Origin of the sequence: Aeromonas eucrenophila, assembly GCF_000819865.1 — a bacterium.
In the GTDB taxonomy this organism is placed as follows: Bacteria; Pseudomonadota; Gammaproteobacteria; order Enterobacterales; family Aeromonadaceae; genus Aeromonas; species Aeromonas eucrenophila.
This window is the reverse complement of sequence record NZ_CDDF01000001.1, coordinates 284,830-311,333: the sequence shown is the minus strand read 5'-3', so window position 1 is coordinate 311,333 and position 26,504 is coordinate 284,830. Positions and strand designations below refer to the sequence as shown.

24 protein-coding genes are annotated in these 26,504 nt (G+C 59.5%); 19 read left to right on the top strand and 5 right to left on the bottom strand.

Annotated elements, in window-relative coordinates:
- Positions 1-316: 316 nt before the first annotated feature.
- Complete coding sequence (locus BN1124_RS01245; RefSeq protein ID WP_042638345.1) at positions 317-1,789, top strand: inorganic phosphate transporter; 1,473 nt, start codon at positions 317-319, stop codon at positions 1,787-1,789.
- A gap of 656 nt (positions 1,790-2,445) precedes the next feature.
- Here BN1124_RS01245 and rne read toward each other — a convergent pair.
- Positions 2,446-5,628: a ribonuclease E gene (gene rne / locus BN1124_RS01240; protein ID WP_042638343.1), complete on the bottom strand. Its 3,183-nt coding sequence runs from the start codon at positions 5,626-5,628 to the stop codon at positions 2,446-2,448.
- A gap of 413 nt (positions 5,629-6,041) precedes the next feature.
- On the opposite strand from rne, the gene rluC reads away from it, so the two are divergent.
- Both rluC and BN1124_RS01230 read left to right on the top strand, forming a co-directional pair.
- Entirely contained in the window at positions 6,042-6,986 is a 945-nt protein-coding gene (gene rluC, locus BN1124_RS01235; protein WP_202963165.1) for a 23S rRNA pseudouridine(955/2504/2580) synthase RluC, read from the top strand.
- Positions 6,986-7,633 (top strand): HAD-IA family hydrolase, encoded by a 648-nt coding sequence (locus tag BN1124_RS01230; RefSeq protein ID WP_042638339.1) that lies wholly within the window; start codon positions 6,986-6,988, stop codon positions 7,631-7,633. Before rluC ends, BN1124_RS01230 begins: the two co-directional genes overlap by 1 nt.
- Positions 7,634-7,709: 76 nt before the next feature.
- Here BN1124_RS01230 and BN1124_RS01225 read toward each other — a convergent pair whose 3' ends face one another.
- Positions 7,710-8,291, bottom strand: a complete 582-nt coding sequence (locus BN1124_RS01225) for a Maf family protein (protein ID WP_042638337.1) — start codon at positions 8,289-8,291, stop codon at positions 7,710-7,712.
- A gap of 210 nt (positions 8,292-8,501) precedes the next feature.
- Between BN1124_RS01225 and BN1124_RS01220 the strand changes: the two genes are divergently transcribed.
- Positions 8,502-9,152, top strand: coding sequence for an START domain-containing protein (locus BN1124_RS01220; RefSeq protein WP_042638335.1), 651 nt, complete (start codon positions 8,502-8,504; stop codon positions 9,150-9,152).
- Between the two features lie 27 nt (positions 9,153-9,179).
- Here BN1124_RS01220 and BN1124_RS01215 read toward each other — a convergent pair whose 3' ends face one another.
- A complete protein-coding gene (locus BN1124_RS01215) occupies positions 9,180-9,566 on the bottom strand; it encodes a hypothetical protein (RefSeq protein ID WP_156127969.1) in 387 nt (128 codons plus the stop codon).
- A gap of 327 nt (positions 9,567-9,893) precedes the next feature.
- On the opposite strand from BN1124_RS01215, the gene yceD reads away from it, so the two are divergent.
- From yceD to BN1124_RS01145, 15 genes are all read left to right on the top strand, one after another.
- A complete protein-coding gene (gene yceD, locus BN1124_RS01210; RefSeq protein ID WP_042638331.1) occupies positions 9,894-10,415 on the top strand; it encodes a 23S rRNA accumulation protein YceD in 522 nt (173 codons plus the stop codon).
- A gap of 21 nt (positions 10,416-10,436) precedes the next feature.
- Positions 10,437-10,604, top strand: a complete 168-nt coding sequence (rpmF, locus tag BN1124_RS20575) for a 50S ribosomal protein L32 (RefSeq protein ID WP_081966227.1) — start codon at positions 10,437-10,439, stop codon at positions 10,602-10,604.
- Positions 10,605-10,613: 9 nt separating this feature from the next.
- On the top strand, positions 10,614-11,633 hold the full coding sequence (gene plsX / locus BN1124_RS01205) for a phosphate acyltransferase PlsX (protein ID WP_042638329.1): 1,020 nt from the start codon (positions 10,614-10,616) through the stop codon (positions 11,631-11,633).
- A 7-nt stretch (positions 11,634-11,640) separates the two neighbouring features.
- Positions 11,641-12,600: a beta-ketoacyl-ACP synthase III gene (locus BN1124_RS01200; protein ID WP_042638327.1), complete on the top strand. Its 960-nt coding sequence runs from the start codon at positions 11,641-11,643 to the stop codon at positions 12,598-12,600.
- A gap of 72 nt (positions 12,601-12,672) precedes the next feature.
- Positions 12,673-13,608, top strand: coding sequence for an ACP S-malonyltransferase (gene fabD, locus BN1124_RS01195; protein WP_033132168.1), 936 nt, complete (start codon positions 12,673-12,675; stop codon positions 13,606-13,608).
- 12 nt (positions 13,609-13,620) lie between these two features.
- Positions 13,621-14,355: a 3-oxoacyl-ACP reductase FabG gene (gene fabG, locus BN1124_RS01190; RefSeq protein WP_042638324.1), complete on the top strand. Its 735-nt coding sequence runs from the start codon at positions 13,621-13,623 to the stop codon at positions 14,353-14,355.
- A gap of 157 nt (positions 14,356-14,512) precedes the next feature.
- A complete protein-coding gene (acpP, locus tag BN1124_RS01185; protein WP_005300909.1) occupies positions 14,513-14,749 on the top strand; it encodes an acyl carrier protein in 237 nt (78 codons plus the stop codon).
- A gap of 82 nt (positions 14,750-14,831) precedes the next feature.
- Complete coding sequence (gene fabF, locus BN1124_RS01180) at positions 14,832-16,073, top strand: beta-ketoacyl-ACP synthase II (protein ID WP_042638320.1); 1,242 nt, start codon at positions 14,832-14,834, stop codon at positions 16,071-16,073.
- A gap of 77 nt (positions 16,074-16,150) precedes the next feature.
- Positions 16,151-16,957 carry an aminodeoxychorismate lyase gene (gene pabC / locus BN1124_RS01175; protein ID WP_042638317.1) on the top strand — a complete coding sequence of 269 codons (807 nt, stop codon included), beginning with the start codon at positions 16,151-16,153 and terminating at the stop codon, positions 16,955-16,957.
- Entirely contained in the window at positions 16,947-17,948 is a 1,002-nt protein-coding gene (mltG, locus tag BN1124_RS01170; protein ID WP_042638316.1) for an endolytic transglycosylase MltG, read from the top strand. The genes pabC and mltG overlap by 11 nt, the downstream gene beginning before the upstream one ends.
- Complete coding sequence (gene tmk / locus BN1124_RS01165; RefSeq protein WP_042638314.1) at positions 17,948-18,589, top strand: dTMP kinase; 642 nt, start codon at positions 17,948-17,950, stop codon at positions 18,587-18,589. The genes mltG and tmk overlap by 1 nt, the downstream gene beginning before the upstream one ends.
- Positions 18,574-19,521, top strand: coding sequence for a DNA polymerase III subunit delta' (holB, locus tag BN1124_RS01160; protein WP_042638312.1), 948 nt, complete (start codon positions 18,574-18,576; stop codon positions 19,519-19,521). Before tmk ends, holB begins: the two co-directional genes overlap by 16 nt.
- A gap of 31 nt (positions 19,522-19,552) precedes the next feature.
- Positions 19,553-20,332: a TatD family hydrolase gene (locus BN1124_RS01155; protein ID WP_042638310.1), complete on the top strand. Its 780-nt coding sequence runs from the start codon at positions 19,553-19,555 to the stop codon at positions 20,330-20,332.
- A gap of 290 nt (positions 20,333-20,622) precedes the next feature.
- Positions 20,623-21,651, top strand: coding sequence for a tyrosine-type recombinase/integrase (locus BN1124_RS01150; RefSeq protein ID WP_156127968.1), 1,029 nt, complete (start codon positions 20,623-20,625; stop codon positions 21,649-21,651).
- A 156-nt stretch (positions 21,652-21,807) separates the two neighbouring features.
- On the top strand, positions 21,808-22,116 hold the full coding sequence (locus BN1124_RS01145) for a RepB family protein (RefSeq protein WP_042638307.1): 309 nt from the start codon (positions 21,808-21,810) through the stop codon (positions 22,114-22,116).
- 259 nt (positions 22,117-22,375) lie between these two features.
- Here the strand turns inward: BN1124_RS01145 and rsmF are convergent, their stop codons facing one another.
- Together rsmF and BN1124_RS01135 are read right to left on the bottom strand one after the other, a co-directional pair.
- Positions 22,376-23,806 carry a 16S rRNA (cytosine(1407)-C(5))-methyltransferase RsmF gene (gene rsmF, locus BN1124_RS01140; RefSeq protein WP_042638305.1) on the bottom strand — a complete coding sequence of 477 codons (1,431 nt, stop codon included), beginning with the start codon at positions 23,804-23,806 and terminating at the stop codon, positions 22,376-22,378.
- Between the two features lie 141 nt (positions 23,807-23,947).
- Entirely contained in the window at positions 23,948-26,500 is a 2,553-nt protein-coding gene (locus BN1124_RS01135) for an MlaD family protein (protein ID WP_042638303.1), read from the bottom strand.
- Positions 26,501-26,504 lie beyond the last annotated feature (4 nt).

Genomic DNA, 26,504 nt, shown 5'->3' with positions numbered 1-26,504 from the left:
ACCCTTGTTGTTTTTCCTGGTTACAGAGGGACGCGACACTGCTGGTTGTGGCGTATTCTTGCTCGATTGTGCTCCGGCGCATTGAGGGAAGTGCAGCGAAAAACAGTCGTTTATTGATTGAATAGGTCTGATTGAAGCCTTTCCATAATTGTCGAATGGGCTTTAATTAATCTTCGACAAGGCGCATTCCTACAGGCCCTAAGACATTTTCTGACGGAATGCCCTTTTTTTTTCTTACTGAAATATTTCAACAACGGGTATGGCGCACCGAGCCTTCTGGCATAATCCGCCGCAACTCATAAACAGGTTCGTTTTTATGTTTGAAATGTTTAGTGGTTTGGGTTTGTGGTGGTCAATCGGTTTGGTATTGGCCGTTTTTTTTGTGCTTGCCTATGAATTCATCAATGGCTTTCACGATACCGCCAACGCGGTAGCAACGGTTATCTATACCAAGGCTATGCCTGCACACACTGCGGTAGTGGCTTCCGGTCTGTTCAACTTCGCCGGGGTCATGATGGGTGGATTGGGGGTGGCATACGCCATCGTTCATCTGCTGCCCATCGATCTGTTATTGGGCATGGACTCTACTCAGGGTCTGATCATGGTGTTCTCCCTGCTGTTCTCCGCCATTGTCTGGAACCTGGGTACCTGGTTCTTCGGCATTCCGGCGTCCAGCTCTCACACCCTGATCGGTTCCATCCTGGGGGTAGGCGGTGCCTATGCCTGGATGAGCAATCAGCCTCTGACAGAGGGCATCAACGTCGGTAAAGCCATCGACATCATGCTCTCCCTCATTATTTCTCCTACCGTGGGCTTCATCATCGCCGCCTTGCTGCTGTTCGCCATGAAGCGCGTCTGGCTGGGCAGCAAGATCCACAAGACCCCGGAAGAGCGTCTGCTGGTGGACGGCAAGAAGCATCCGCCGTTTTGGGCCCGTGTCACGCTTATCTGTTCCGCCATGGGGGTCAGCTTCGTGCACGGCTCCAACGACGGTCAGAAGGGCATAGGCCTGGTGATGCTGGTGCTGATTTGTGTGGCTCCCGCCTACTTCGCGCTGGACATGAATAGCCGCTCCTACGATCTGGACAGAACCCAGGATGCCAGCCAGCGCATCATGGAAATCTATCAGCGTAACCATGAAGTGGTCTCCCAGGTGGTCAACTTCAGCGTTCCGGCACATGCCCAGGAAGAGCTGATGACTCACTGTGAGGCCGGTGATGCCCTGGAAGCCATGGCCACGCTGAACAGCCGTCTGGGCAAGGTGCGTACCTATGAGCAGATGGATCTGACCGATCGCCGTGAAGTGCGTCGTCTGCTGCTCTGTATCGACGATACCGCTCGCAAGGTCTCCAAGCTGCCGCTGCCGGCCAAGGAGCTGACCGACCTGGCCAAATGGCGCAAAGACCTGACCGCAACGGCCGAATACGCGCCGACCTGGGTCATCGTCTCCATCGCTCTGGCGCTGGGTTGTGGCACCATGGTGGGCTGGCGTCGTATCGTCTACACGGTAGGCGAGAAGATCGGTTCTTCCGGTATGACCTATAGCCAAGGGATTGCCGCCCAGATCACCGCTGCAGCCTCCATCGGCGTGGCGAGTCTGACCGGGATGCCGGTTTCGACTACGCATATTCTCTCCTCTGCGGTAGCAGGGACCATGGTAGCGAACAAGTCGGGCCTGCAGAGCCAGACCATCAAGACCATTTTGATGGCCTGGGTGCTGACCCTGCCGTTGACCATGGCGCTTTCCGGTGGCCTGTTCCTCCTCAGCAACCATCTGTTTGGTGGTTGATAGGGCAAACAATGCGATTGAATGACGAAGGGCCTGCGGGCCCTTTTTTCATTTCTGTAGATCAACAGATCAGCCACTGTGGTTCGGCGACAGGTAGTTTGTTGGTCATGGCAAATGTTCGTATGCCATCAAACTAGAGTTTTTATCCCTTTATACATACTCCCTCACCTTTGCTTATTCCCCTATACACCGCCTGCCATCAGCTAAAGGAAGCAATCCACTCCCTCACTGGAGACGCAACAGACATCCGGCAGGAGAGGGGGTTATCCAGGTTCGATGTCACAACTCACCGGGAGGATACTATGGCTGAACCGGCTCAGGTCTGGCTTCTTCCATTGGTGTCGTGGTGCTGATGGCAAGAGGAAACATCTGGCGATGCTCGTTCGGTTCAACGAGCCATCGTTAATCTTGGGGGACGCGTAGTTTTATCGTAAGCACATCGATGGCTGAGCTGTATGACAGCGAGGGCAGGGGATGAGGCTGGTTGTATTGGTGTGCGTATGGGGGAGGAAAAGAGAGGAGCATAGGAAGGAGCGTTCGGACACCGCAATGACGGTGTGAAGCTGAAGATTGGCAAGGTGGTGGGAAACGGAAGCTAGGCAAAAAAAAGAGCCACACATTGTGTGGCTCTTTTATCAGGCTAGCGAGCTAGTGGATCAGGGGCGACCCGCCGGGCTCTTTGCCACGTTGACGGCAGCTGTGCTGCCACCGTGACGGCCTGAGCTGGCGACCTCGTTGCGAACCAGCGGTGCCTGGACCACTGGCTCACGAGCAGCCTGAGCAGGCACAGCGGCCGGCGTTGCCATGGGCGCGGAGGCCTTGCGAGCGCGGGCCAGTACACCGGCACCCTTGTTGACCGCTTTGGTCACAGGGGCGCTAACAGCAGGCTCAGCTGCTGCAACCACCACGGTTTCAGGGGTAATGGCGGGAGCCACAACCTCTTCGACCTGCGGCGCAGGAGCGGGCTCAGCGATGACAACGGGCGCGGTTTCAACCGCAGCAGGAGCCGGTGCCACTTCGGCGGCGACGGTTTCAACAACCGGCGCTTCCTCGGCGATCACCGCCACTTCCACTTCAGCAGCAACAGGTTCGGCTACAGAGACAGGCGCTTCGTCTGCGACGATGGCCACAGGCTCAGCGACAACAGCTTCAGCAACCTCGGTCTGGGCCGGGGCAGAGACGGCTGCTTCGGCTTGCTCGTGAGCGTCTTCAGCGACAGCCTCGGCGATCACGTGCTCGGTCAGCGCGGCAGAGGCTTGCAGTGCAGCAGCAACGGCTTCGGCGCTCGGGATGGTGATGACAGGAACCGCGGGTTCTTCCACCTTCACCTGAGCCGCATCCGATTGGGCAGCAGCGGTCAGCTGGATTTCAGCCTGCGGCTCATCATCACGCTGGCCACGGGCATCCTCGTTGATACGCTTGCGACGCTGGCCTTCGATGCGCTGGCTACGCGGGGTACGACGAGAGCGGCGCTGACCTTCGGTCTGCTCCTCTTGCTCACCGGCCACGGCTTGCGCGTCGACGACTTCGTTCACTTGCTCGTCCACCGGCAGGGCAGGGGTATCGGCAGCAACGACATCGACGCGAACCTGCTTGCGCAGTTGACGACGTTCGCGGCGCTCGGCCACTTTCTGCTCTTTCTCTTGCTGAGGTTCGGTATTGCCAGCCTCAACCTGGGTATTGATGGCGTCTATCGCCTCAACGACCACTTCTGCGCGGGGTTCGCGCGGAGCACGGGGTTCACGAGCCGGGCGCGGTGCGCGGGGTTCACGTTCCTGACGCGGCTCACGAGGTTCGCGATCCAGACGCTGTTCGTTGCGCTCACCACGGGGCTCGCGCTCCTGGCGGGGTTCACGATCCATGCGCTGTTCACCACGGACTTCACGTTCCTGGCGCGGCTCACGCTCTTTGCGCGGACGACGATTGCGGTTCTCACTGCCCTCGCGGTTGGCTGCGCCTTCACGCTTCTCACCGGCTTCCGAAGGAGTGCGGTTGCCACGGTTGTCATCACGACGACCACGTTGACCACGGCTGCGGGTTTCGTCACGTTGATGACGGTGACCCTCTTCTTTGCTCGCCTCACGCACGGCCGGTTTCTCGGCGGGCGCTTTCACGTCGCCAGCTGCCGCATCGGATGCGAACAGGCCGGAGATGGCCTTGAACAACTTGCCAAACAGACCAGCTTCTGCGGCAACCGGAGTGGTCGCGGCAACGGGGGCCGGTGCAGCCGCCGGTGCGGCAGGCTGGGGCGCCTGGACGAAGCCTTGCAGCAGCGGTTGCTCGCGCTCGATCACCTGAGCCTGCTTCGGTTGGTAGACCGGCTTGGCAATCTCGGTTTTCAGCTCGTAGCTGGCCGCTTCCGCGATCTCACCCTTGCGAATGCGGGTGACCTCGTAGTGCGGGGTCTCCAGATGCTGGTTCGGAATGATGTAGACACGGATCTCGTTGCGTTGCTCCAGGCCGGCAATGGAAGCACGCTTCTCATTGAGCAGATAGGCGGCAACATCGACCGGCACTTGAGCATGTACCTGCTCGGTGTTGTCCTTCATGGCCTCTTCTTCGATGAGACGCAGGATGGACAAGGCCAGTGATTCGTTGTCACGGATCACACCCTGACCCTGGCAACGAGGGCAGATATGGCTGCTGGACTCGTTGAGGGAGGGGCGCAGGCGCTGACGGGACATCTCCAGCAGACCGAAACGGGAGATCCGTCCCAGCTGGATGCGGGCGCGGTCCTGATGCACGGCTTCACGCAGACGGTTCTCCACGTCGCGCTGATGGCGCACCGGGGTCATGTCGATGAAGTCGATGACGATCAGGCCACCAAGGTCACGCAGACGCAATTGACGGGCAATCTCGTCGGCCGCTTCCAGGTTGGTCTGCAGCGCCGTCTCTTCGATATCGCCGCCCTTGGTGGCGCGGGAGGAGTTGATATCGATGGAGGTCAGGGCTTCGGTCGGATCGATGACGATGCTGCCACCGGAGGGCAGGCGCACTTCACGCTGGAAGGCTGACTCGATCTGGCTCTCGATCTGGAAGTGGTTGAACAGGGCGACGTCACCCTTGTACAGCTTCACGCGATTGAGGAAATCGGGGCGCACCAGCTCGATGTGCGACTTGGCACGCTCGAAGATGACCGGGTTGTCGATCAGGATCTCGCCCACATCGCGACGCAGGTAGTCACGAATGGCGCGCACGATCACGTTGCTTTCCTGGTGGATAAGCACCGGCGCCGAGCGATTCTGCGAGGCCTTGTGGATGGAATCCCAGTGGTTGAGCAGAACGTTCAGATCCCATTCCAGCTCTTCCGGGGACTTGCCCACACCGGCGGTACGCACGATGAGGCCCATGCCGTCCGGCACGGTCAGACCGTTCAGGGCTTCCTTCAACTCGGTCCGCTCGTCACCCTCGATGCGACGGGAGATACCGCCGGCACGGGGGTTGTTCGGCATCAGCACCAGATAGCTGCCGGCCAGACTGATAAAGGTGGTGAGGGCTGCACCCTTGGTGCCACGCTCTTCCTTGTCGATCTGGACGATCACTTCCTGGCCTTCGCGGACCACTTCTTTGATGTTGGGACGACCCTGATAGGAATAACCGGAGGGGAAGTAATTGCGGGCGATTTCCTTCAATGGCAGGAAACCGTGGCGCTCGGCGCCATAGTCAACAAAAGCAGCTTCAAGACTGGGTTCTACGCGGGTGATTTTGCCCTTGTAAATGTTCGCTTTTTTCTGCTCGTGTCCCGGACTTTCAATATCCAAATCGTAGAGCTGTTGTCCGTCAACCAGCGCTACGCGCAACTCCTCTTCCTGAGTCGCGTTGATTAGCATTCTTTTCATTGAGTTCTCATTATTTTGTCATTTTGATTCCTCCACAGGATCCTGCCGGCGCCGGCCTCGGGTCTTCAGCATGTTTGGGCAACCTCCCGGTTGGGGCATGCATGAGGCGCAAACTAAGGGCACTCTGGTTCTGCCTTCTCGAGAAGGCATGAATTAAGGATACCGATGTGGAGACAATTAAACTGGTTCTGTTTGCGTTCTCCATGCGTTGTACCTCGCACCCGGGAACCGTCATGTTCTTGTATACACGGTGTTTCGGGATTGGGTGGCATAAATTTTGGCCACTTAGTACAAGGCTTGCACACAATGACAAAACCTTGTTTATTATCCCATTTAAACCACTTTTATAGCAAGACGCCATTTTTTAACAAAGCATGCAGCCAAGGGCTGCCGGCAGTGTTAAAATCCGCGCCATGACACAGATACATCAACAAGTGCAGCTGCTCACCATCGAAGCTGAGCATGAAGGGCAGCGCATCGACAATTTTCTCAAGACTCAGCTAAAGGGCGTCCCCAAGAGCCTGATCTATCGCATCCTTCGTAAAGGCGAGGTGCGCGTCAACAAGAAGCGCATCAAACCCGAATACAAACTCTGTGTCGGCGACGAGGTGCGGGTGCCCCCCGTGCGCGTGGCCGAGAAGAACGAACTGCCCTCCGCCAACCTCGGCAGCATCCAGCGTCTGGAGAGCCAGATCCTGTTTGAAGACGAGGCCATGATAGTGCTCAACAAGCCGTCCGGCATGGCGGTGCACGGTGGCAGTGGCCTGAGCTTCGGGGTCATCGAGGGGCTGCGTGCCCTGCGCCCGGAGGCTCGCTTCCTGGAGCTGGTGCACCGGCTCGATCGCGACACCTCCGGCGTGCTGCTGGTCGCCAAGAAACGCAGTGCCCTGCGCAGTCTGCATGAGCAACTGCGCGTCAAGACCATGCGCAAGCAGTATCTGGCGCTGGTGCGCGGCCAATGGCAGCCCCACGTCAAGGTGGTCAACGCGCCGCTGCGCAAGAACGATCTGCAGTCCGGCGAGCGAGTGGTGCGGGTCAGCGGCGATGGCAAGCCATCCGAGACCCGCTTCCGCATCGCCCGTCAATTTGCCGAGGCGACTCTGGTGGAGTGCAGCCCCATCACCGGCCGTACTCACCAGATCCGGGTTCATACCCAGCATGCGGGTCATCCCATCGCCTGTGATGACAAATACGGTGAGGCCGCCTTCGACGAGAAGATGCGTGCCCAGGGCTTGAAACGGTTATTCCTGCACGCCTGGAAGCTGAGCTTCACCCATCCGGTCGACGATCGTGAGATGCAGGTGGAAGCACCGCTTGCACCCGAGCTCGACAGTTTCCTGAACAAGCTGGCCCGCTGATGCAAGATATCCGCCTCGCCATCTTCGACTGGGACGGTACCCTGATGGATTCGGTGGGGCGGATCGTCGCCTGCGTGCAGAATGCCGCTCGCGATTGCGACGAACCCGTTCCCAGCGCCCAGGAGACACACCAGATCATCGGGCTCAGCCTCGAAGTGGGCATCCCACGGCTGTTCAAGCTGGAACAGGGAAGCGAGCGAGCCCATGCCCTGATCGCCCGCTATCGCCATCACTATCTGCATGACGACACGCCAAGTCCGCTGTTTGCCGGGGCGAGCGAGTTATTGCACCAGTGGCACGCACAGGGTATCGCCCTGGCGGTCGCCACCGGCAAGTCCCGTCGCGGGCTGGACAGGGTATTGGACGAGACCGGGCTGCGACCCCTGTTTGCGGCCACTCGCGGCGCGGACGAGGCGAACTCCAAACCCGATCCGCTGATGCTGACCCAGATCCTGGCTGAGCTTGGCCTGGTGCCCGGGCAGGCGGTGATGATCGGCGATTCCATCCACGACATGGCGATGGCAGAAGCGCTCGCCATGCCACGTGTTGGGGTTACTTGGGGCGTACATGATAGGGATCGCCTGCAGGCCCATGATCCGGTTGCCGTCGTCGACACCATGGATGAGCTGAGACTGCTGTTGGGTTGACTCTTCACGACACAAAAGCAAAACGGGAGCCTTGGCTCCCGTTTTTTATATCGTCAGTTTCTATTTTTATAGCAAATTATGGCAAGGCCATACCATGGTGGGCCAGCAGCTCGATCAGACCGATCAGGGGGAGGCCGATCAGCGCATTGGGATCGCGCCCCTCCAGCGCCCTGAACAACACTATACCCATGCCTTCACACTTGAAGCTGCCCGCGCAGTCGAGGGGTAACTCTGCTTCCACATAGCGACGAATGGCGGCTTCATCGAGGCGGCGAAAATGCACGGTAAAAGGTTCAACCAGCTGCTCTGCCTTGCCACTGGTCGCATCCAGCACGCAGAGGCCGGTATAGAAGGTGACACTTTTGCCTTGCGCCGCCATCAGCTGCGCCACCGCCTTCTCGACAGTACCTGGCTTGCCGAGGATCTGGCCGTCACAGACGCACAGCTGATCAGAGCCAATGATCAAGCCCCGATCATGGTACCGGGCGACGGCCTCCGCCTTGGCAAAGGCCAGCCGCGCAACCAGGGCTTGGGCTGATTCCCCCGGCAGCGGCGACTCGTCAACCTCGGGAGAGACGCATTGAAACGGCAAGCCGAGTTTTTCCAGCAACGCCTTGCGATAGCGGGAAGTTGAGGCAAGGATCAGGGGAGCGCTCATGGTCTGATGATATCCATTTATAAATCAATTGGTTGATTCTATCCGGCTGTGCGCTGCGGCGCAAACGGACGGGCCGGTCAGGATCTTGTTATTGAGGCTTGGCAGGTAAACCTCGAGAGCATGAGCACGCATTGATTGGCCCCAGGACGTAGATGGGGCGGCTGCGCGAAAAACGGCTATAAGCATAGGAGTGAGCATGGGGAGGCAAGGATGAAAAAAGTTGGCGTGCTGGCTTTGATGCTGATCACCCTCTCGAGCTGGGGGCAGGGGTGGCAACCTCAGCAGGGGGAGGGGGGAGTCAGCCTCTGGACCCAACCTCGCCCCCCCGGCCCCTATCTGGCGCTGCGCCTGGAGATGCGCGTCATGGCCGAACCTGCTGCACTCCTGACCGTGCTGCGCGACACCAGCCGGCACCGGGAGTGGTTGCCCAAGAGCCGCGAGGTGCGGGTTCTGGCAAGGTCCGGTGCCGATGATGAACTGGTTTACACCCGACTGGAATCCCCCTGGCCGGTGCAGGACAGGGAGCTCATCACCCGCTCTCATGTGTCAAGAAGAGCCGATTGCGGATTAGCGCTCAAGGTCTGGGCCGAGCCCGATGCGCTGCGTGAGCGACCGGGTCTGGTGCGGATCCGGGCCAGCGATGGGCGCTGGGAGGCCTTGCCACAACCGGACGGAACTACCCTGATCCGGCTAGAAACTTACACCAATCCGGGCAACAACCTGCCGGGCTGGGTAGTCAATCCGGTCGCCATCAAGGCGGCTCTGGAGAGCTTCCAGGCCATTCGCCGCCTGATGGAGGCTATGCCCCGGCATCAGCCATCCTTGCTGAGCGCCAAGGCCGCTTGTACGGCGACTCCCTGAGCCCTTGAGCGAAGGAAAAATATTGATTCAATCATCCATCACCAGCACAGGACAGCTCGGCGGGCTGTCGGGGCGGCTGGTGAGGACGGACTCGATGCGATAGAGGCCATCGTAATCGGCCGCGATCCCGTCGCTGTTGGCGTTATCCTCGAAATGACCGGTGACCTCGACATAAAGTGGGAGAGGGGCATCCTGCTGATGCTCGTTCAGCTTGCGCAGTTGATCGCGCAAGGGTTGCAGCACGTTCTGCTCGCCCATCAGCCAGAAGGCGTTGTCCGAGCCACAGGGGATGAAAGACTCGACCTCCTGCTCACGGTAGTAGTGTCCGGCGGTCTTCTCTTCGGCGGCCATGGATGACCGCGGACAGAGAATCAATAACACCAGCGTCAACGAGCAGGGGATCACACCTTTCATAAACAAGCTCCAATAATGTCCTTCAATGAGATCCGTCATCCTGTGGAATACAAGATCTGGCGCAGGCTGAACCACCACCAGATCCGGCCAATAAAGCCGGCCTGGCATGGAATGGAACAGGCTGGTAAGCCCACCGGGTTTGTCCGCGCAGCCAATGAGCGGCGGGTTGATCGTGCAGGATCCTGTATTGGATCCTGCGGTTTGTGGCATAATCAGCTACCGATGAACGCAAGTTCCTGTCTTCAGGGCCCTGCGTGGTTAAAATCATCGGCGGTAAGGACTTTTTCCTTTGACTATCCCTTGTTGGACCTATAATATTCGCGCCCTATGCAAAAGGTGAAGTTGCCCGTTAAGGTTGATCCAGTCCGTAATGCCTTGAAGCTACTCGATTATGTCGGGATAGTGGAAAAGTCGCAGATGCCCAGGCTGGAGGCATCAACCGAAGGCTTGCAAAGTGATGTTAATGTCACCCTGCAGTTTGGTAAAGACATCCAGAAGTTGACCGTTATGAAAGGCACTGCCCATGCCAAGGTCGACCTGGTTTGCCAACGTTGCGGTGAGACGTTCGAACACCTTTGCGAAGCTGATTTTATCTACACTCCGCTGTTCGAAAGAACAAACGAGGAAGAGCTGCCGGAAGCTTATGAGCCCATTGAATTGGACGAAAACGGCGAGATAGATCTTCATCAAATCCTGGAGGATGAACTCATCCTCTCGTTGCCTCAGGTGGCCATGCATCCAATGGATGCCTGCCCGCGAGGAAACATGGAGATGACCTGGGGTGACATCGAGCCTGCTGATGAGCGGCCGAATCCCTTTGCAGCTCTTGAAGCGCTCAAACGTAAGTGAATTTTTAGGAGTTAGCCTACCATGGCCGTACAACAGAACCGTAAAACCCGCGCCAAGCGTGGCATGCGTCGTTCCCACGATGCACTGACCGCTGCAGCACTGACTGTTGATCAGACCAGTGGTGAAATTCATCGTCGTCACCACGTGACTGCCGATGGTTTCTACCGCGGTAAAAAGGTAATCGCTTAAGGATTGCCTTTGTCTACGCAAACTGTCGCGCTAGACATAATGGGGGGAGATATTGGCCCCTCGGAAACAGTGCCTGCCGCCGTGCAGGCACTGTCTCTTCTGCCTCAGCTAAAACTTATTCTGGTCGGTGACCAACACCAGACCGCCTCCTTGTTACAGCAACATGGCTTGCTGACTCATCCCCGCGTTCGTTTTGTTCATGCCTCCCAGGTCGTTGCCATGGGTGACAAACCGATCGTCGCGTTGCGTACCCTCAAAGACTCCTCCATGCGAGTGGTGCTGAACCTGGTCAAGGCCGGTGAGGCCGATGCCTGCGTCAGCGCCGGCAATACTGGTGCCCTGATGGCCATGGCCAAGTGCGTGCTCAAATCCTTGCCCGGCGTCGACAGACCCGCGCTCATCAAGGCGCTGCCCACCCTGGGTGGCAAACGCACCGTGATGCTGGATCTGGGGGCGAACGTGAGCTGTGATGCCGATACCTTGCTGCAATTTGCTGTGATGGGATCCGTGGTCGCCGAGAAGGTGGAGGGGATAGCGTCTCCCCGGGTCGCCTTGCTCAACGTGGGGGAGGAGGAGATCAAGGGGAACGATCTGGTGCGCCACAGCGCCGAGCTGCTACGCCAGTGTAATGCCCTCAACTTCGTCGGCTTCATCGAAGGAGACAGGATCTTCAGCGGTGAAACGGATGTGATCGTCTGTGATGGCTTCGTGGGCAACGTGGCGCTCAAAACAGCCGAGGGTGTGGTGCGGATGATGGCCGAACTGGCCGGTTATCCCCGTAAAAAACGCAGCTTTCTTGGCCGAGTCGCCGGATTTATGTTCAAACGGCGTTTTTCTTACCTGAACCCCGACCAGTATAATGGCGCAAGTCTGTTAGGATTGCGCGGCATTGTGGTAAAAAGCCATGGGCGGGCCGAACGGCACGCTCTGTGTCATGCGATCCTGCTGGCCGCACAGGAGGCCAAGCATCAACTTCCACTGCAAATAGCGGATCGCCTTGAATCTGTCTTTTCCGACAGGGACTTATAAGAACTCTATGCATAGCAAAATTCTGGGTACTGGCAGTTACCTGCCGAGTGCGGTGCGTACCAATGCCGATCTCGAGCAGATGGTCGAAACCAGTAACGAATGGATCGTGGAACGTACCGGGATCCGTGAACGCCGCATCGCAGGGGCCGACGAGACCGTCGCCACCCTGTCTCATCAGGCTGCCTTGCGGGCGCTGGAGGCGGCGGGTCTGACCGCGGCCGATCTGGACATGATAGTGCTGGCCACCACCAGTGCCGAAAACGCCTTCCCGGCGGCCGCCTGTGAATTGCAGGGGATGCTCGGGGTGCCGGGGATCCCGGCCTTCGACGTGGCCGCCGCCTGCGCCGGTTTCACCTACGCGCTGGCCATCGCCGATCAGTTCGTCAAATCCGGCGCCGCTCGTCACGTGCTGGTCGTGGGTGCGGACGTCTTGTCGCGCATGTGCGATCCCAAGGATCGTGGCACCATCATCATCTTCGGTGACGGGGCAGGGGCCGTAGTGATCGGGGCAAGCGAAACCCCGGGCATCATCTCCACCCATCTGCATGCCGATGGCCGCTATGGGGATCTGCTCAAGCTGCCGCAGCCGCACCGCGGCATGCCGGGTGCCGAGCTCGAAGCCTACATGTATATGAAGGGCAACGATGTGTTCAAGGTCGCGGTGACGCGCCTGAGCGAGATCGTGACCGAAACTCTTGCCGCCGCCAACATCGAGCCAAGCGAGCTCGACTGGCTGGTACCGCACCAGGCCAACTTCCGCATCATCAACGCCACCGCCAAGAAACTCGGCATGGAGTTGGACAAGGTGATCCTGACCCTGGATCGTCATGGCAACACCTCTGCTGCCTCCGTGCCCATCGCCTTCGATGAAGGGGTGCGTGATGGCCGTATCAAGCCGGGCCAGCTAGTGTTGCTGGAGGCCTTCGGTGGCGGTTTCGCCTGGGGTTCGGCGCTGGTGCGTCTCTGATATCAAGCGCGCCCTTGATACCCATCTCGGGCGCCCGCTTGTCGATTTCGTCTTACCTTAAAGGAATCAATGATGACCCGATTTGCCATTGCCTTCCCGGGACAAGGCTCCCAGAGTGTCGGCATGCTGGCCGAACTGGCCGAGCAACACGCCGTGATTAAAGAGACCTTCGCCGAGGCGAGTCAGGTGCTGGGTTACGATCTGCTGGCCCTGGTCATGCAAGGCCCGGCCGAGGATCTGAACAAGACCTGGCGCACCCAACCTGCGCTGCTGACTGCCTCCGTCGCCCTGTGGCGCCTGTGGCAACAGCAGGGTGGGGCAACTCCCGCCGTCATGGCAGGCCACAGCCTGGGTGAATATTCCGCCCTGGTGTGCAGCGGCGCCCTCAACTTTGCCGATGCAGTCAAACTGGTCGAGCTGCGTGGCCTCGCCATGCAAGAAGCCGTGCCGGAAGGCACCGGTGCCATGGCCGCCATCATCGGCCTGGACAACGACTCCATCGCCGCCAACTGCGAGAAGGCAGCGCAGGGTCAGGTGGTCTCTCCGGTCAACTTCAACTCCCCGGGGCAGGTGGTCATTGCCGGTCACAAGGAAGCGGTCGAGCGCGCCAACGTGCTGATGAAGGAGTCCGGCGCCAAGCGTGCACTGCCGTTGCCAGTCTCTGTGCCGTCACACTGCGCCCTGATGAAACCGGCCGCCGAAAAATTGGCCGCCGCGCTGGATGGGATCGAGATCAAGGTTCCAAGCATCGCAGTCATCAATAATGTGGACGTATCCTGTGAACAGGATCCGGCCGCCATCAAGCAAGCCCTGGTGCGTCAGTTGTTCAGCCCGGTTCGTTGGACCGAAACGGTCGAGCGGATGGCAAACGACGGCATCACCCTCGAGATCGAGATGGGACCGGGCAAGGTATTGACTGGGTTGGCCAAGCGCATCGATGCGCGCGTGGAAGGTGTTCACGCCAACGATGCCGCCTCTTTCGAGCAGGCGCTGGCCCAGTCCAAGTAACAGGAGCGAGTCATGAGTTTTACCGATAAGGTTGTGTTGGTCACCGGTGCCAGTCGTGGCATCGGTCGTGCGATTGCCGAAACCTTTGCGGCCCGTGGCGCCAAGGTAGTGGGTACCGCGACCAGCGAAAGCGGCGCCGAGGCTATCAGCGCCTATCTGGGCGAGCAGGGCTGCGGCATGGCACTGAACGTGACCAGCCAGGAATCCATCGAAACCGTCTTTGCCGCCATCAAGGTGCGCTTCGGCGAGATCGACATCCTCATCAACAACGCCGGCATCACCCGCGACAATCTGTTGATGCGCATGAAAGATGATGAGTGGAACGAGATCATCGACACCAATCTCACCTCACTGTACCGTCTGAGCAAACCGGTATTGCGTGCCATGATGAAGAAGCGCAATGGTCGCATCATCAGCATCGGCTCGGTGGTGGGTACCATGGGTAACGCGGGTCAGGTCAACTACGCGGCCGCCAAGGCCGGTCTGGTTGGCTTCACCAAGTCGCTGGCCCGTGAAGTGGCGTCCCGTGGTATCACGGTAAATGCCGTGGCCCCCGGTTTTATCGAGACCGATATGACCAAGGCGCTCAACGAAGAGCAGCGCTCCGGCATCATGAATCAGGTGCCTGCCGGCCGTTTGGGCGATCCGAAAGAAATTGCCGCCGCTGTGGTATTCTTGGCGTCTGATGACGCTGCTTATATCACCGGTGAAACCCTCCATGTTAATGGCGGGATGTACATGGTGTAATCAATTTGTCGTGAGATCTGTTCAAATTTGCGATAGTACGCCGAAGTTTGGCACTTTTCGTGGTTTGACCAGCGGCAAGCTACTTGCAAACTCCAGTCAATTGAATAAACTACCCCAACCAGACGCAATAGCGTATTTTTAAAGGAAAATTCAGGTCATGAGCAACATCGAAGAACGCGTAAAGAAAATCATCATCGAACAACTGGGTGTTAAAGAGGAAGACGTTAAGAACGCTGCCTCCTTCGTCGACGACCTGGGCGCTGACTCTTTGGATACCGTTGAACTGGTAATGGCGCTGGAAGAAGAATTCGATACCGAAATTCCTGATGAAGAAGCCGAGAAGATCACCACTGTTCAAGCGGCTATCGACTACATCACCGCTAATCAGGAATAAGTTCCTGTTCTGAAAGAAGCGGCCCAAGGGCCGCTTCTTTTATGTTTACTCCCTCTCAAAACACCTCTCGGAGACTACCTCAGTGTCAAAACGCAGAGTCGTGGTGACCGGCCTGGGGATGCTTTCCCCGGTGGGTAACACTGCCGAATCCAGCTGGCAAGCCTTGCTCAACGGGCAGAGCGGCATTTCCCTCATCGACCATTTTGATGCCAGTGAGTATGCGACCCGTTTCGCAGGCCTGGTCAAAGGGTTCGATCCCGAACAATACGGCATCAACCGCAAAGAAGCCCGCAAGATGGATCTCTTCATCCAGTACGGCGTGGCGGCGGGTGTGCTGGCGCTGGATGATTCCGGTCTGGTCATCACCGAAGAGAATGCAGAGCGGGTTGGCGTGGCCATCGGCTCCGGCATCGGCGGCCTGGGACTCATCGAGCAGAACCACAGCAGCCTCATCAATGGCGGCCCGCGCAAGCTGAGCCCCTTCTTCGTGCCATCCACCATCATCAATATGGTGTCCGGGCATCTCTCCATCATGAAGGGAATGCAGGGTCCGAACATCGCGGTGACCACCGCCTGCACCACAGGTACTCACGCCATCGGCATGGCGGGTCGGATGATTGCCTACGGTGATGCGGATGTGATGGTTGCCGGCGGTACCGAGAAGGCTTCCACCCCTATGGGGATGGGCGGCTTCGCGGCGGCCAAGGCACTCTCTACCCGCAACGACGAGCCCCAGAAGGCGAGTCGTCCCTGGGACAAGGATCGCGATGGCTTCGTGTTGGGTGATGGCGCCGGGGTGCTGGTGCTCGAAGAGTTCGAACACGCCAAGGCGCGCGGCGCCAAGATTTATGCGGAGCTGGTCGGCTTTGGCATGAGCGGCGATGCCTATCACATGACGGCGCCTCCCTCTGACGGGAATGGTGGCGCTCGCGCCATGAAGAACGCCATCAAGGATGCCGGCATCGCTCCCGAGCAGATCGGCTACATCAATGCCCATGGCACCTCCACCCCGCTGGGTGATGTGGCCGAGTTGCGCGGCATGAAGCAGGTGTTTGGCGAGCATGCCAAGTCACTGATGATCAGCTCCACCAAGTCGATGACCGGCCACCTGCTGGGTGCCGCTGGCGCCATCGAGGCGATCATCACTGTGCTGGCGCTGCGCGACCAGATGGTCCCACCGACCATCAATCTGGACAATCCGGATGAAGAGTGCGATCTGGATCTGGTGCCTCATGTGGCCAAGGCCGGTCAGTTTGACTATGCCCTGTCCAATTCGTTTGGTTTCGGCGGCACCAATGGCTCCCTGATCTTCAAACGCGTATAATTCTCGCTGGGCAGTTGCCAAGCGCAGAGTCAGGCCCGATACCCTGGTATCGGGCCTTTTTTATCAAAGGGACACGCATGTTGATCAATGGAGTGCCAACAGAAGCCTTATCCGCCAGGGATCGCGGCCTGGCATACGGCGACGGCCATTTCACCACCATGCTGGTGAAACAGGGGCAGGTCGTCTGGTGGCCGGCCCATCTGGCGCGTCTGCAACATGCCAGCGCCAGACTCGGTTTCGCGGAGCTGCCCTGGGACCAGTTGGCTACCGAGGTGGCGCAACTTGCGGCAGGGCAGACGCAGGCTGTCGTGAAGGTCGTGTTGACCCGTGGCAGCGGTGGCCGGGGCTATGATGGCGCCGATTGCCACTCGCCGACCCGCATCGTCTCCCAGGGGGATTACCCTGGGCAATACCAGGGCTGGCAGCAGGATGGCATCGCGGCGCTGGTTTGCCAGCAACAACTCGGGGATGCCCCCATGCTGGCCGGGCTCAAGACGCTGGGGCGATTGGAGCAAGTTTTATTGAAGAGCGAACTTGCCGCACGGGGTGGAGTCGAAGGTATAGTATTGAACAGCCGTGGATTTCTGGTAGAAGGAGTCAGCGCAAATCTGTTTTGGCGTCGTGGTAAAACGGTGTTCACACCGGATCTCTCCCGCGGGGGGGTCGACGGCATCATGCGCAGGCGCGTGATGATGATGCTTAAACACATGGGCATTGAACTGCGTGTCGTGGAGGCTCCGCTGGAGTCACTGTGGCAGGCCGAAGAAGTGTGGCTGACCAATACCCTGATGGGCATAGTGCCGCTGATCCGCATCGGCGATCAGGCCTATCCCAATCCGGTATTGATCCGTCGTTTACAGGAGCGTTTGGTCATTGAAGTTTAATCGGCTTTACACCCTGCTCGCGGGGGCGGCCCTGTCGGTTGCCGTCGCCGGGGGCTATGTATATTACAAATGGCAAGAGGTGGAGACCCTCACCAACAAGGGGCCGACGCGCCTCTTCACCGTCGAGAAAGGCGCCCACGCGGCGCGCCTGATCGCCGAGCTGGGGGAGGGTGACACCAGTCCCTGGGCGGTGCGTCTCTGGTTGCGTGGTCATCCCGAACTGGTGGCCATCAAGTCCGGCACCTATGAGATCAAGGAAGGGGCCCCCCTCAAGGAGACCCTCTCCCTGTTCGCCTCCGGCAAGGAGTTTCACTTCAGCCTCACCTTCGTCGAGGGCTCCCGTTTCGAGGACTGGCGCAAGCAGATCGAAGGCGCTCCTTATCTGGAGCGGCTGACGGTGGAGCAGAGCGAAGCCGATCTAGCCCAGGAGCTGGGCATAGAGAACGGCAAGCTGGAAGGCTGGTTCCTGCCAGAGACTTATGCTTATACCACTCATGCCAGCGATATTTCCATCTTGCGTCGCGCCTATCAGGACATGAAAGCCTTCCTGCAGGAGAGCTGGGACAAGCGTCAGGCCAACTTGCCTTACAAGAGCCCTTACGAGGCGCTGATCATGGCCTCCATCATCGAAAAAGAGACAGGTCAGCCGGAGGAGCGGGCACAGATCGCCTCGGTGTTCGTCAATCGCCTGCGCCTTGGCATGAAGCTGCAGACCGATCCCACCGTCATCTACGGGGTCAAGGACAGGTACGATGGCAACATTCGCCGCAGCGACCTGACCGACGTGAATCCGTACAACACCTATGTGATCGATGGCCTGCCACCGACCCCCATCGCCATGCCGGGCAAGGCGTCCATCGAGGCGGCGCTCAATCCCCTGTCGACCGATTATCTCTATTTCGTCGCCAAGGGGGGCGGGGCCCACTATTTCTCCAAGACCCTCGATGAACACAATAAAGCGGTTCGCGAATACATATTGAAGAAACCCTAATGTCGAAATTTATCGTAATTGAAGGATTGGAAGGGGCAGGGAAGAGCTCCGCGGTGCGCTACGTCACCGATTATCTGCATGCCCACGGCATCGAGCGGATCGAGTGCACCCGTGAACCGGGTGGCACTCCCCTGGCCGAGCGGATGCGTGCCATCGTCAAAGAAGTCCACGACGAACGCCTCACCATCGAAGCCGAGTTGTTGCTGATGTACGCCTCCCGGGTGCAACTGGTCGAGACCCGGATCAAACCGGCCCTGGCCGAGGGCATCTGGGTGGTGGGGGACAGGCACGATCTCTCCTCCCAGGCCTATCAGGGCGGTGGTCGCGGCATCGATGCCAAGCTCATCGGCGCCATCAAGCAGGCGGTGCTCGGCGACTTCAAACCGGACTTGACCCTCTATCTCGACATCGATCCCGCCATCGGCTTGCAGCGAGCACGCCATCGCGGTGAGCTGGACCGCATAGAGCTGGAGCAGCTCGGTTTCTTCGTGCGCACCCGCGCCCGTTATCTGGAGATCGCAGCCTTGGACGATTCCATCAAGGTGATCGATGCCGGGCAGATGCCCGAGCAAGTCAAGACCGCCATCGAGGCGGCCCTCGGCCACTACCTGGCGAACGAGCCCTCATGTATCCCTGGCTGATCCCGGACTGGCAGGCCTTGAGCCAAAGTGCCCAGCGTGGTCGCCTCGGCCATGCCTGGCTGCTGCTCGGCGATCCTGGTCTTGGCAAGGAGCAACTGGCCGAACGGTTGGCCAGGTTGCATCTTTGTCAGCAACCGGTGGCGGGCGAACCCTGCGGCCAGTGTCACTCCTGTCAGCTGCTGGACAAGGGACACCACCCGGATCTCGGCACCCTGGGTGCCGACAGCAAGACCATCGGGGTCGAGGCCATTCGCGAAATCTGCACCCGGCTGCAGAGCACGGCCCAGCTAGGACGCGGCAAGGTGGTGATCATCCCGGACGCGGAGCGCATGACCGAATCTGCCGCCAACGCCCTGCTGAAAACCCTGGAGGAGCCGGCCGGCGACAGTCTGCTGCTGCTGATCGCCTCCAATGTGTCGCGCCTGTTGCCGACCATTTTGAGTCGCTGTCACAAGCACGTCTGTCACTTGCCGGCGGAAGGGGAGACCCTGAACTGGTTGGCACAGCAAGGCCATCAGGCGACGCAGGCCCAGGTGCGGATCTGCCAGGGGGCGCCGCTGCGGGTGCTCCGTTATCTGGAAGATCAGCAAGATGGCGCACGCCGGACCCTGCTGGAGAGCTTCGTCTCTTTGTCACAGACTCCGACTCGCGCGGCCAGCGTCTGTGCTCAACTGGTGGAAGACAGCCAGGTACGGCTGCACTGGTTGCAACTCTTCCTGTGCGATGCCCTCAAGACCCAGGCCGGTTGCGGTCATCACCAGTTGGCGATGCCGGATCTGACGGCCCTCAGTCAGCAACTGGCCGAGCGTCACTCCAGCGAGAAACTGCTGGAGGCGGAGCAACAGCTGGTCGCCCTGAAGGCAGCCTGCCAGCCGGGACAGCTCTCCAACCCCACCATTCATCTGATGAACTGGCTCAATCGCTGGCTATGACGGCCGATTAAGCAAACAAGCAAGGTTATGTATGTTACTCGTTGATTCCCATTGTCACCTCGATCGCCTGAGCTATGGCAGCAAGCAGACCGACATGGCCGATGTGCTGGCGAAAGCCGCGGCGCTGGAGGTGGGATACTTTTTGTGTGTGAGCGTGACTCAGGCACAGTTCCCGACCATGCTGGCGGCGATCGTCCCCTATCCCCAGGTGTTTGCCTCCTGCGGGGTGCACCCGCTCAACCAGGATCCCGGAGTGGACGCCGCGCTGCTGTTGACCCAGGCGGCAGACCCTCGCGTCGTCGCCATCGGCGAGACGGGTCTGGATTACTTCTACTCGCCGGAAAACAAGGAGGTGCAGCAAGCTTCCTTCCGCGAGCACATTCGGGTGGCGCGAGCGCTGAACAAGCCGCTCATTATCCACACCCGGGATGCCCAGCAGGATACCCTGCAGATCATGCGCGAAGAGGGGGCCGATCAGGTGGGCGGTGTGCTGCACTGCTTCACCGAATCCCTCGAGATGGCGGAAGCGGCCATGGCAATGGGTTTCTATATTTCCATCTCCGGCATCGTCACCTTCAAGAATGCCGCCGCCTTGCAAGCCGTGGTCAAGGCGTTGCCCCTCGAGCGACTGCTGGTCGAAACCGACTCTCCCTATCTTGCTCCGATCCCGCACCGGGGGAGGGAGAACGAACCCGCCTTCGTGCGAGACGTCGCCCAGTTCATCGCCGATCTGCGGCAGATGCCGTTGGCAGAATTGGCCGAGGCCACCAGCCACAACTTCTTCGAGCTGTTCAAGCTGGCAAAAAAATAACCGACAACAAGGCCCCAAAGAATGGGGCCTTTTTATTTCTCATCGTCAGCATAATCCACCTGATGAGGCAGATAAATCAATCCTGTTATCTCTCACTTATCGTTGCTTCATAGCAGCTCTGATCCTGGTGACCGGTGTAATGAAATTGATCATGCTGATGAAGTGCCATTGAAGCCAAGGGGGTTAAAATCAACACCCTATAAGTATCGATAATATTCATTATCGATACTTGATGGATCTGAAAGATCCTGTAAGATCTTCCGAAACTTCGCATAGAATCATCGACTTAAGTGGCTTATCCAACCATTCAAAATCCCGCTAATCAGTCATTGCAGGCTGTGTTCGATCCTCAGCTCAACAGCCGAGCCAGGCGCTTCTTGCGCAGTGCCAAGGCGGACTCGACCCTCAATGCCTATGAGGCAGATACCCGTATCTTCGTCTACTGGTGCCAGCTGCAGCAGCTGGATCCGCTGCAAACCTCCCATCACGACATCATGAACTTTCTGGCGGATCAGGCCGATGGCATCCTGGCCGACTGGGTATGGCTGGACAAGCAAGAGGGGAAGGGGGAGCTACGCAATGGCGAGCCGCGCAAACCCGCGACCCTGGTGCGGCGACTCGCCGGCATTCGTTATGCCTTCAAGCAGAAGGGGATCCATCCCATGCCGACCGAACATGCGGAGATCAAGGAGATGATGCGCGGCATAGTGCGGCTCGGCGATAATCGAAAACGCAAGACGGGGGCCCTGACCCTGCAGCCGCTCATTCGGGTGCTCGATGACATCGATACCTCGAATCTGGCGGGACTACGGGATCATACCCTGTTGCTGCTGATGTTCAGCGGAGCCTTGCGCCGTTCGGAAGCCGCCCGTATCGAGGTCAGCGATCTCGACTTCGTGGGGCAGGGGATAAGGCTTCGCCTCAAGCCGAGCAAACATCAGCTGCACGAGACTGAAATCGCACTCATCCCGGGCAAGCAATATTGTCCGGTGTCGGCGCTAGCCAACTGGCTCAAGAAGAGCCGGATCGGTGAGGGGCCGTTGTTTCGCCGCATGAACCGCTGGGGCCAACTCATGCCTGAGCCGCTCGGGCCTCAGGGCATCAACCTGATGATAAAACGACGCACCGGCCAGGTCATCGATGATCTCTATGTCAGTGGCCATAGCCTGCGCCGAGGTTTCATCACCTCGGCAGTGACCGCCGGCAAACCCATGAACAAGATCATCGAGGTGACACGGCACAAAGACATGCGTACCCTGCAGGAGTACTTCGACGACGCGCACAAATTCTCCGATCATGCGCTGGATGGACTGCTTTAAGACAACCGCGTCACCACATTTTTTATGTTAAATACCATCTCATTGTTTTGTTGTTCTTTTTCCCTTGCCCGATCCGGTGAGGGAGTAGGGTACTTCCTCGAAGAAGAATTCACTGTGAGAGATAACAACTGCATTAATCGAGAACAGCACGGTCATATGAGCCAGGAAAACCAGGAAATAACCAAGCACTCGGAGGCACAGGACAACGCCGAGCGACAACGTCAACACGTGAAACGCAAGCAGGAAACCCACAACCGATTGCAGTGCTGGATCAGCAATCGTCACGCCGAGCGCTTGCATGAACTCGGCCTGCATCTGGAAGACAGTCAGGCCTCCCTCATCGAGCAGGCGATCGACTTGCTCTATCAACACGAGCTGGTGCCGCAGTATGTTGAAGAGCGCCGTGAAGAACAGGCTCCCCCTGAAGAGACATCACGGGCAGATACCATCGACAGAGCTGACTGAGCAAAACGCGGGAATAAAAAAAGCCAGGTACGAATTCCTTGTACCTGGCATAGGGGAATTGGCTCCTTGCAGAGCCGTGCGCTAACCGGTGTGCAGATAACCCTAAGCTTAGACAAGGCGCGAGGCATTTCAAGATCTGACTAAAAGTTCAACCAGAGTGGAGGTTTTTCAGACTCGAACAGGTGTTGGGCAGAGGATGATCGGGCACTCGGTCCCATGCAGCGGCGCCCTCGATGTGGACACCGCCTCACGGGTCAGCTCAACTGTTGAACAGGTTGTTGTCACGCACCAGTTCACGGGGCAGGGCATTCTTGATGCGACTACCGACCCATTTCCCCATCCCCAGCGGATGGCCCTGGTAGCGGACTATCACCTCGCCCGATCCAGACTCCAGCTCGGGCCAGACGTCCCGTCCCATCATGAATTCCCGCGCGTTGGCGGCATCCAGCTCGACGATCCCCAGGGTGGCGAGGCCACCATAGGCCAGCGCCCACTCGTGGGTCAGCCGATAACCCTTCTTGAAGGTTTCCGCCAGCTTGATGCCGATGCGATCGAAACGCAGTTTGCCCTGTACCTGCTCAAACAACCTGGGGAAGAGCCAGATCTCGTCGTTGCGGCCAAATAACTGTCCCTGAGGGCTCACGCCGAAGGCCGCTTCAATCTCGGCCAGCATGGGCTCGGCCTCTTTGGCCGGCAACGGGGAGAAGGGGAACTTGCCGAGTTTGCCCGGCTTGAACATGGTATTGGCCACCGAGTAGTGCTTGCGCAGCCGCGCGACAAAGAAGCCTTCGCTGTCGAAGATCTGGGGCCAGACGTGCAAATAGCCTTCCTCGGTGCAGGCCTGCCCGGCGCCGGGGAACAAATCCGCCAGCGAGTCGAAACTCAAGGCATCGCCGAATTTGTCCAGCAGTGACTGGCAGACATCCTGATTCTCCTGGGCGCTCAGGGTGCAGGTGGAATAGACCAGCACGCCCCCCGGTTTCAAGGCATGAAAGGCGCTCTCCAGCAGCCCCTGCTGCACGGCGGCAATCTCATCGATGCTCTCTATGCTCCAGTTGCGCAAGGCATCTTCATCCTTGCGCACCGTGCCTTCCCCCGAGCAGGGGGCATCGAGCAGGATGGCATCAAAGGTTTCCGGCAACCACTGGCCGAACACCTTGGCATCGAAGTGGGTCATGCCGACGTTGGTGACGCCGCAGCGCTGGAGGTTGGCACTGAGCACCTTGAGCCGGCTGCTGGAGTATTCGTTGGCAACCAGCATGCCCTGGTTATCCATCAGCGCGGCGATCTGGGTGGTCTTGGAGCCAGGCGCCGCCGCCGCATCCAGCAGCATGCCGTCCCGCTTGACCTTGTCGCTCGCAAACAGTGCCGTAACCGGCAGCATGGAGCTGGCCTCCTGGATGTAGAAGAGGCCGCAGAGGTGCTCGGCGGTGTTGCCAAGGGGCACGCTCTCATCCTCACGAGTCAGCCAGAACCCGGTTTCGCACCAGGGCACGGGCTCCAGCTGCCAGCCCAGTGGCTGCATCTTCGCCACAAAGTCAGGCACCGCAATCTTGAGGGTATTGACCCGGATGCTGCGCCTAAGCGGTCGCCGACAACTCGCCACAAACTCATCCATGGAGAGGTTGGCCGGCATGATGGCCGCAATATGGCGCAAGAAGTGATCGGGAAGGTAGGTGTTGTCGTGCACTGTGCAATCTCGCAGACCCAAAATAGGGGCGATATCCTACCACACACCGGCCGTTTTCTTCAGGGTGCTTTCACGATGCGGTGCGCGCCAGCCCATAAAAAAACCGGCCACAAGGCCGGTTTCTCTCGGTGAGCCGAGGGCTCAGGGCTGGATGCGGGGACTCCACTCCAGCCACTCCTTCTCCGCCTTGCCATGGAGCTGATAGCTATGACCCGCCTTGACGGTCGGCCCCATCTCCCGCTCCGGGGTGTTGAAGGCGATGCCGCCGGTCAGCAGACTCTGCACGGTTTCCACCTCTATGGTGCCGCCGGTCAGGCCGATGTCCGCCTTGACGCCGGACACATTCCAGAAGCGGCTGTTGGCCCGCACCAGGTGGGCATACTCTGCGTCGATGCTCACATCTATCAATACCTCGCTGCCATCCCGGGCCAGCGCCACCTTGGTGACGCTGCCGACCATCAACTTGCGAAACAGCAGGGGGCTGCCGACACTGACGCCGCTGACCGAGGGGCTCTTGAGGGTGAGCGCCAGCCCGATGGGGCCACTCTGACTCAGAGGGAAGCGCTCCCGACCAGCGCCTTGACCCGGGCTGGCCTCGACGAAGGCGCCCTTGATCAGGGTATCGAGGTGGGCGACGCCGCCGAGGCCCAATTTAGCCTGCACCAGGGTAAAGCGGGCGCCGGTCTGCAGGAAACGATCCGCGTACTGCTCATCCAGCTCGGCTCTGAAACTCACCTGACCGAGGGAAGGATCCAGCACGACCTGCTCTACCTTGCCGATGTCGACTCCCCGATAGCGGATGGGGCTGCCGACCCCGAGCCCGGGGTTGCGATCGGCGGTCAGCGTCAGGCTGCGCACCCGGGTCTTGGCCTGCTCCTTGCTGTCAAACAGCTGATGACTGCTGCGGTTCGTGCCGAGCCGGTCAAATTCGATGGCCCCGCGCAGCAAGGTGGCGAGGTTGCCCATCTTCACCTGCACCCCATCGAGCCGGATCTTGCCGTCGATGGCCGCCTTCTTCCAGAACTGGGGCTGTTGCTTGAGCAGCGGCGCATAGATGGCGTTAATCTCCAGCGTGATCTCGACGCCCTTGGCGTCCGCCTTGAGCGCCTTGACCTTGCCGGCCTCCAGCCCCAGATAGAGCACGGGGGAGCCGATGCCAATGCCATCGGCCTGTTCGGCGCGCAAGATCCAAGGTTGCGGTTTGGCATTGCGACTGCCAAGCAAGGCCAGCTCCTGACTGGGGTAGAGGCGGTCAATCCGCTCGCCGCTCGGCACCTGGACCAGCTTGATCCCGCCCGCCAACCAGGCACTCGCCGGGCTGGATTCCACCTTGATACCGCTCAGATCGGCGGCGATCTGCAGCGGCGCCGCCCGATAGAAGCGGGCCCGCGTCAGCAGGGGGCGATACGCCTCGTTCACCTGCAGCTTGATGCTCGCATTGCCGCCGGCGTCGAGCGTCAGCTGCCCTACCTGCCCGATCTGCAACCCCTTGAACAGCAGCGGGGCCCCTTCGCTCACCCCGGCGAGATCATCCGCCTGCAGAGTCAGCGTGATGCCACCCGGCTGTGCCTGATTCTCCAACGTCATGGCATTGACCCGCTCGCCCACCACATAATCGAGCCGGATGGCGGGCCCGGCCAGCAGGCGATCCGCATGTTTGAGCCCGGTCGGGGAGAGCGACACCGTCTCCCAGATGAGCCGGCTCTTGCCGGTCACCCGAAACGCCTGCTCAGGGTTGATCAATGCCGTGACGACCCGGCCCTGCTCGGTCAGGCGGATAGGGTCTACCCGACCAATCTCGATCCCTTCATAGAGGATCGGCATCCCCTCCTTGATGGGCAGGGCGCCGGCCTGAATGTCGATGCGCTCACCGCGGGCCGCCTCCGCCAGCCCCTTGTAGAGGGTGAAGGTCTGTCCCTTCTCCGGCAACGGGGAGTCCTTGGGAGAGTCAAAGGCGATGCCGCCACTCAGAATGGAGGCGAGACTGCCCGCCTCGACACTGACGCCAGCCAGGCTGAAGGAGCCCTTGATGCCGCTGATGTTCCAGAAACGGGTGTCGGCCTTGATGAGGTGCTCGAAGCGCGGCTCTATCACCAGATCCAGGATCACATTCTGGTTATCCTCGCCCAGGCGCGTGTTGATGACGCTGCCCACCTCGATGCCACGGAAATAGATCTTGGCGCCGATCCCCACCGAGCCAAGCGAGTCGGCGGTCAGGTGCAGGGTGCGGCCCTGGGCCTGATAACCGGGGGGAGGGCCATCGACCGCATCAAACTCCTCCTCCAGTGGCTTGTTCTCCCGGCCCGGTTGCAGGTTGATGTAGTTGCCGGAGACCAGGGTATCGAGGCCGGAGATCTCGGTCAGAGACGCCTTGGGGCTCACCAGCCAGAAGTCGGATCCCTTGCGCAGCAGCGGGCGGGCACGGCTGTCGACCTTCACCAGCACGGCTATCTTGCGACCGTCCGCCGCCAGCGCCAGCTCCTGCACCACCCCGATGGCCACCCCCTGGTAGCGCAGCTGGGTCTTGCCCGGCAAGATACCGTTGCCCTGGGCAAAGTTGATGCGAATGAGCTGGCCACGGGTTGCCACCTGCTGATAGATAAAACCGCCCGCCAGCAAGAGGGCGATGACAGGTAACAACCAGACCGGCGACAGCCAGCGGCGCTTCTCAATGACGGGTTCAGCCCCGATCATATCG

Coding starts and splice junctions, on each gene's coding strand:
- BN1124_RS01215 (WP_156127969.1), bottom strand. CDS start 9,566: ATGAAAGGTGTGATCCCCTGCTCGTTGACGCTGGTGTTATTGATTCTC.
- BN1124_RS01230 (WP_042638339.1), top strand. CDS start 6,986: ATGCAAGATATCCGCCTCGCCATCTTCGACTGGGACGGTACCCTGATG.
- fabG (WP_042638324.1), top strand. CDS start 13,621: ATGAGTTTTACCGATAAGGTTGTGTTGGTCACCGGTGCCAGTCGTGGC.
- BN1124_RS01155 (WP_042638310.1), top strand. CDS start 19,553: ATGTTACTCGTTGATTCCCATTGTCACCTCGATCGCCTGAGCTATGGC.
- BN1124_RS01135 (WP_042638303.1), bottom strand. CDS start 26,500: ATGATCGGGGCTGAACCCGTCATTGAGAAGCGCCGCTGGCTGTCGCCG.
- BN1124_RS01220 (WP_042638335.1), top strand. CDS start 8,502: ATGAAAAAAGTTGGCGTGCTGGCTTTGATGCTGATCACCCTCTCGAGC.
- rpmF (WP_081966227.1), top strand. CDS start 10,437: ATGGCCGTACAACAGAACCGTAAAACCCGCGCCAAGCGTGGCATGCGT.
- BN1124_RS01200 (WP_042638327.1), top strand. CDS start 11,641: ATGCATAGCAAAATTCTGGGTACTGGCAGTTACCTGCCGAGTGCGGTG.
- yceD (WP_042638331.1), top strand. CDS start 9,894: ATGCAAAAGGTGAAGTTGCCCGTTAAGGTTGATCCAGTCCGTAATGCC.
- tmk (WP_042638314.1), top strand. CDS start 17,948: ATGTCGAAATTTATCGTAATTGAAGGATTGGAAGGGGCAGGGAAGAGC.
- acpP (WP_005300909.1), top strand. CDS start 14,513: ATGAGCAACATCGAAGAACGCGTAAAGAAAATCATCATCGAACAACTG.
- holB (WP_042638312.1), top strand. CDS start 18,574: ATGTATCCCTGGCTGATCCCGGACTGGCAGGCCTTGAGCCAAAGTGCC.
- BN1124_RS01245 (WP_042638345.1), top strand. CDS start 317: ATGTTTGAAATGTTTAGTGGTTTGGGTTTGTGGTGGTCAATCGGTTTG.
- rne (WP_042638343.1), bottom strand. CDS start 5,628: ATGAAAAGAATGCTAATCAACGCGACTCAGGAAGAGGAGTTGCGCGTA.
- fabD (WP_033132168.1), top strand. CDS start 12,673: ATGACCCGATTTGCCATTGCCTTCCCGGGACAAGGCTCCCAGAGTGTC.
- rluC (WP_202963165.1), top strand. CDS start 6,042: ATGACACAGATACATCAACAAGTGCAGCTGCTCACCATCGAAGCTGAG.
- pabC (WP_042638317.1), top strand. CDS start 16,151: ATGTTGATCAATGGAGTGCCAACAGAAGCCTTATCCGCCAGGGATCGC.
- BN1124_RS01145 (WP_042638307.1), top strand. CDS start 21,808: ATGAGCCAGGAAAACCAGGAAATAACCAAGCACTCGGAGGCACAGGAC.
- BN1124_RS01225 (WP_042638337.1), bottom strand. CDS start 8,291: ATGAGCGCTCCCCTGATCCTTGCCTCAACTTCCCGCTATCGCAAGGCG.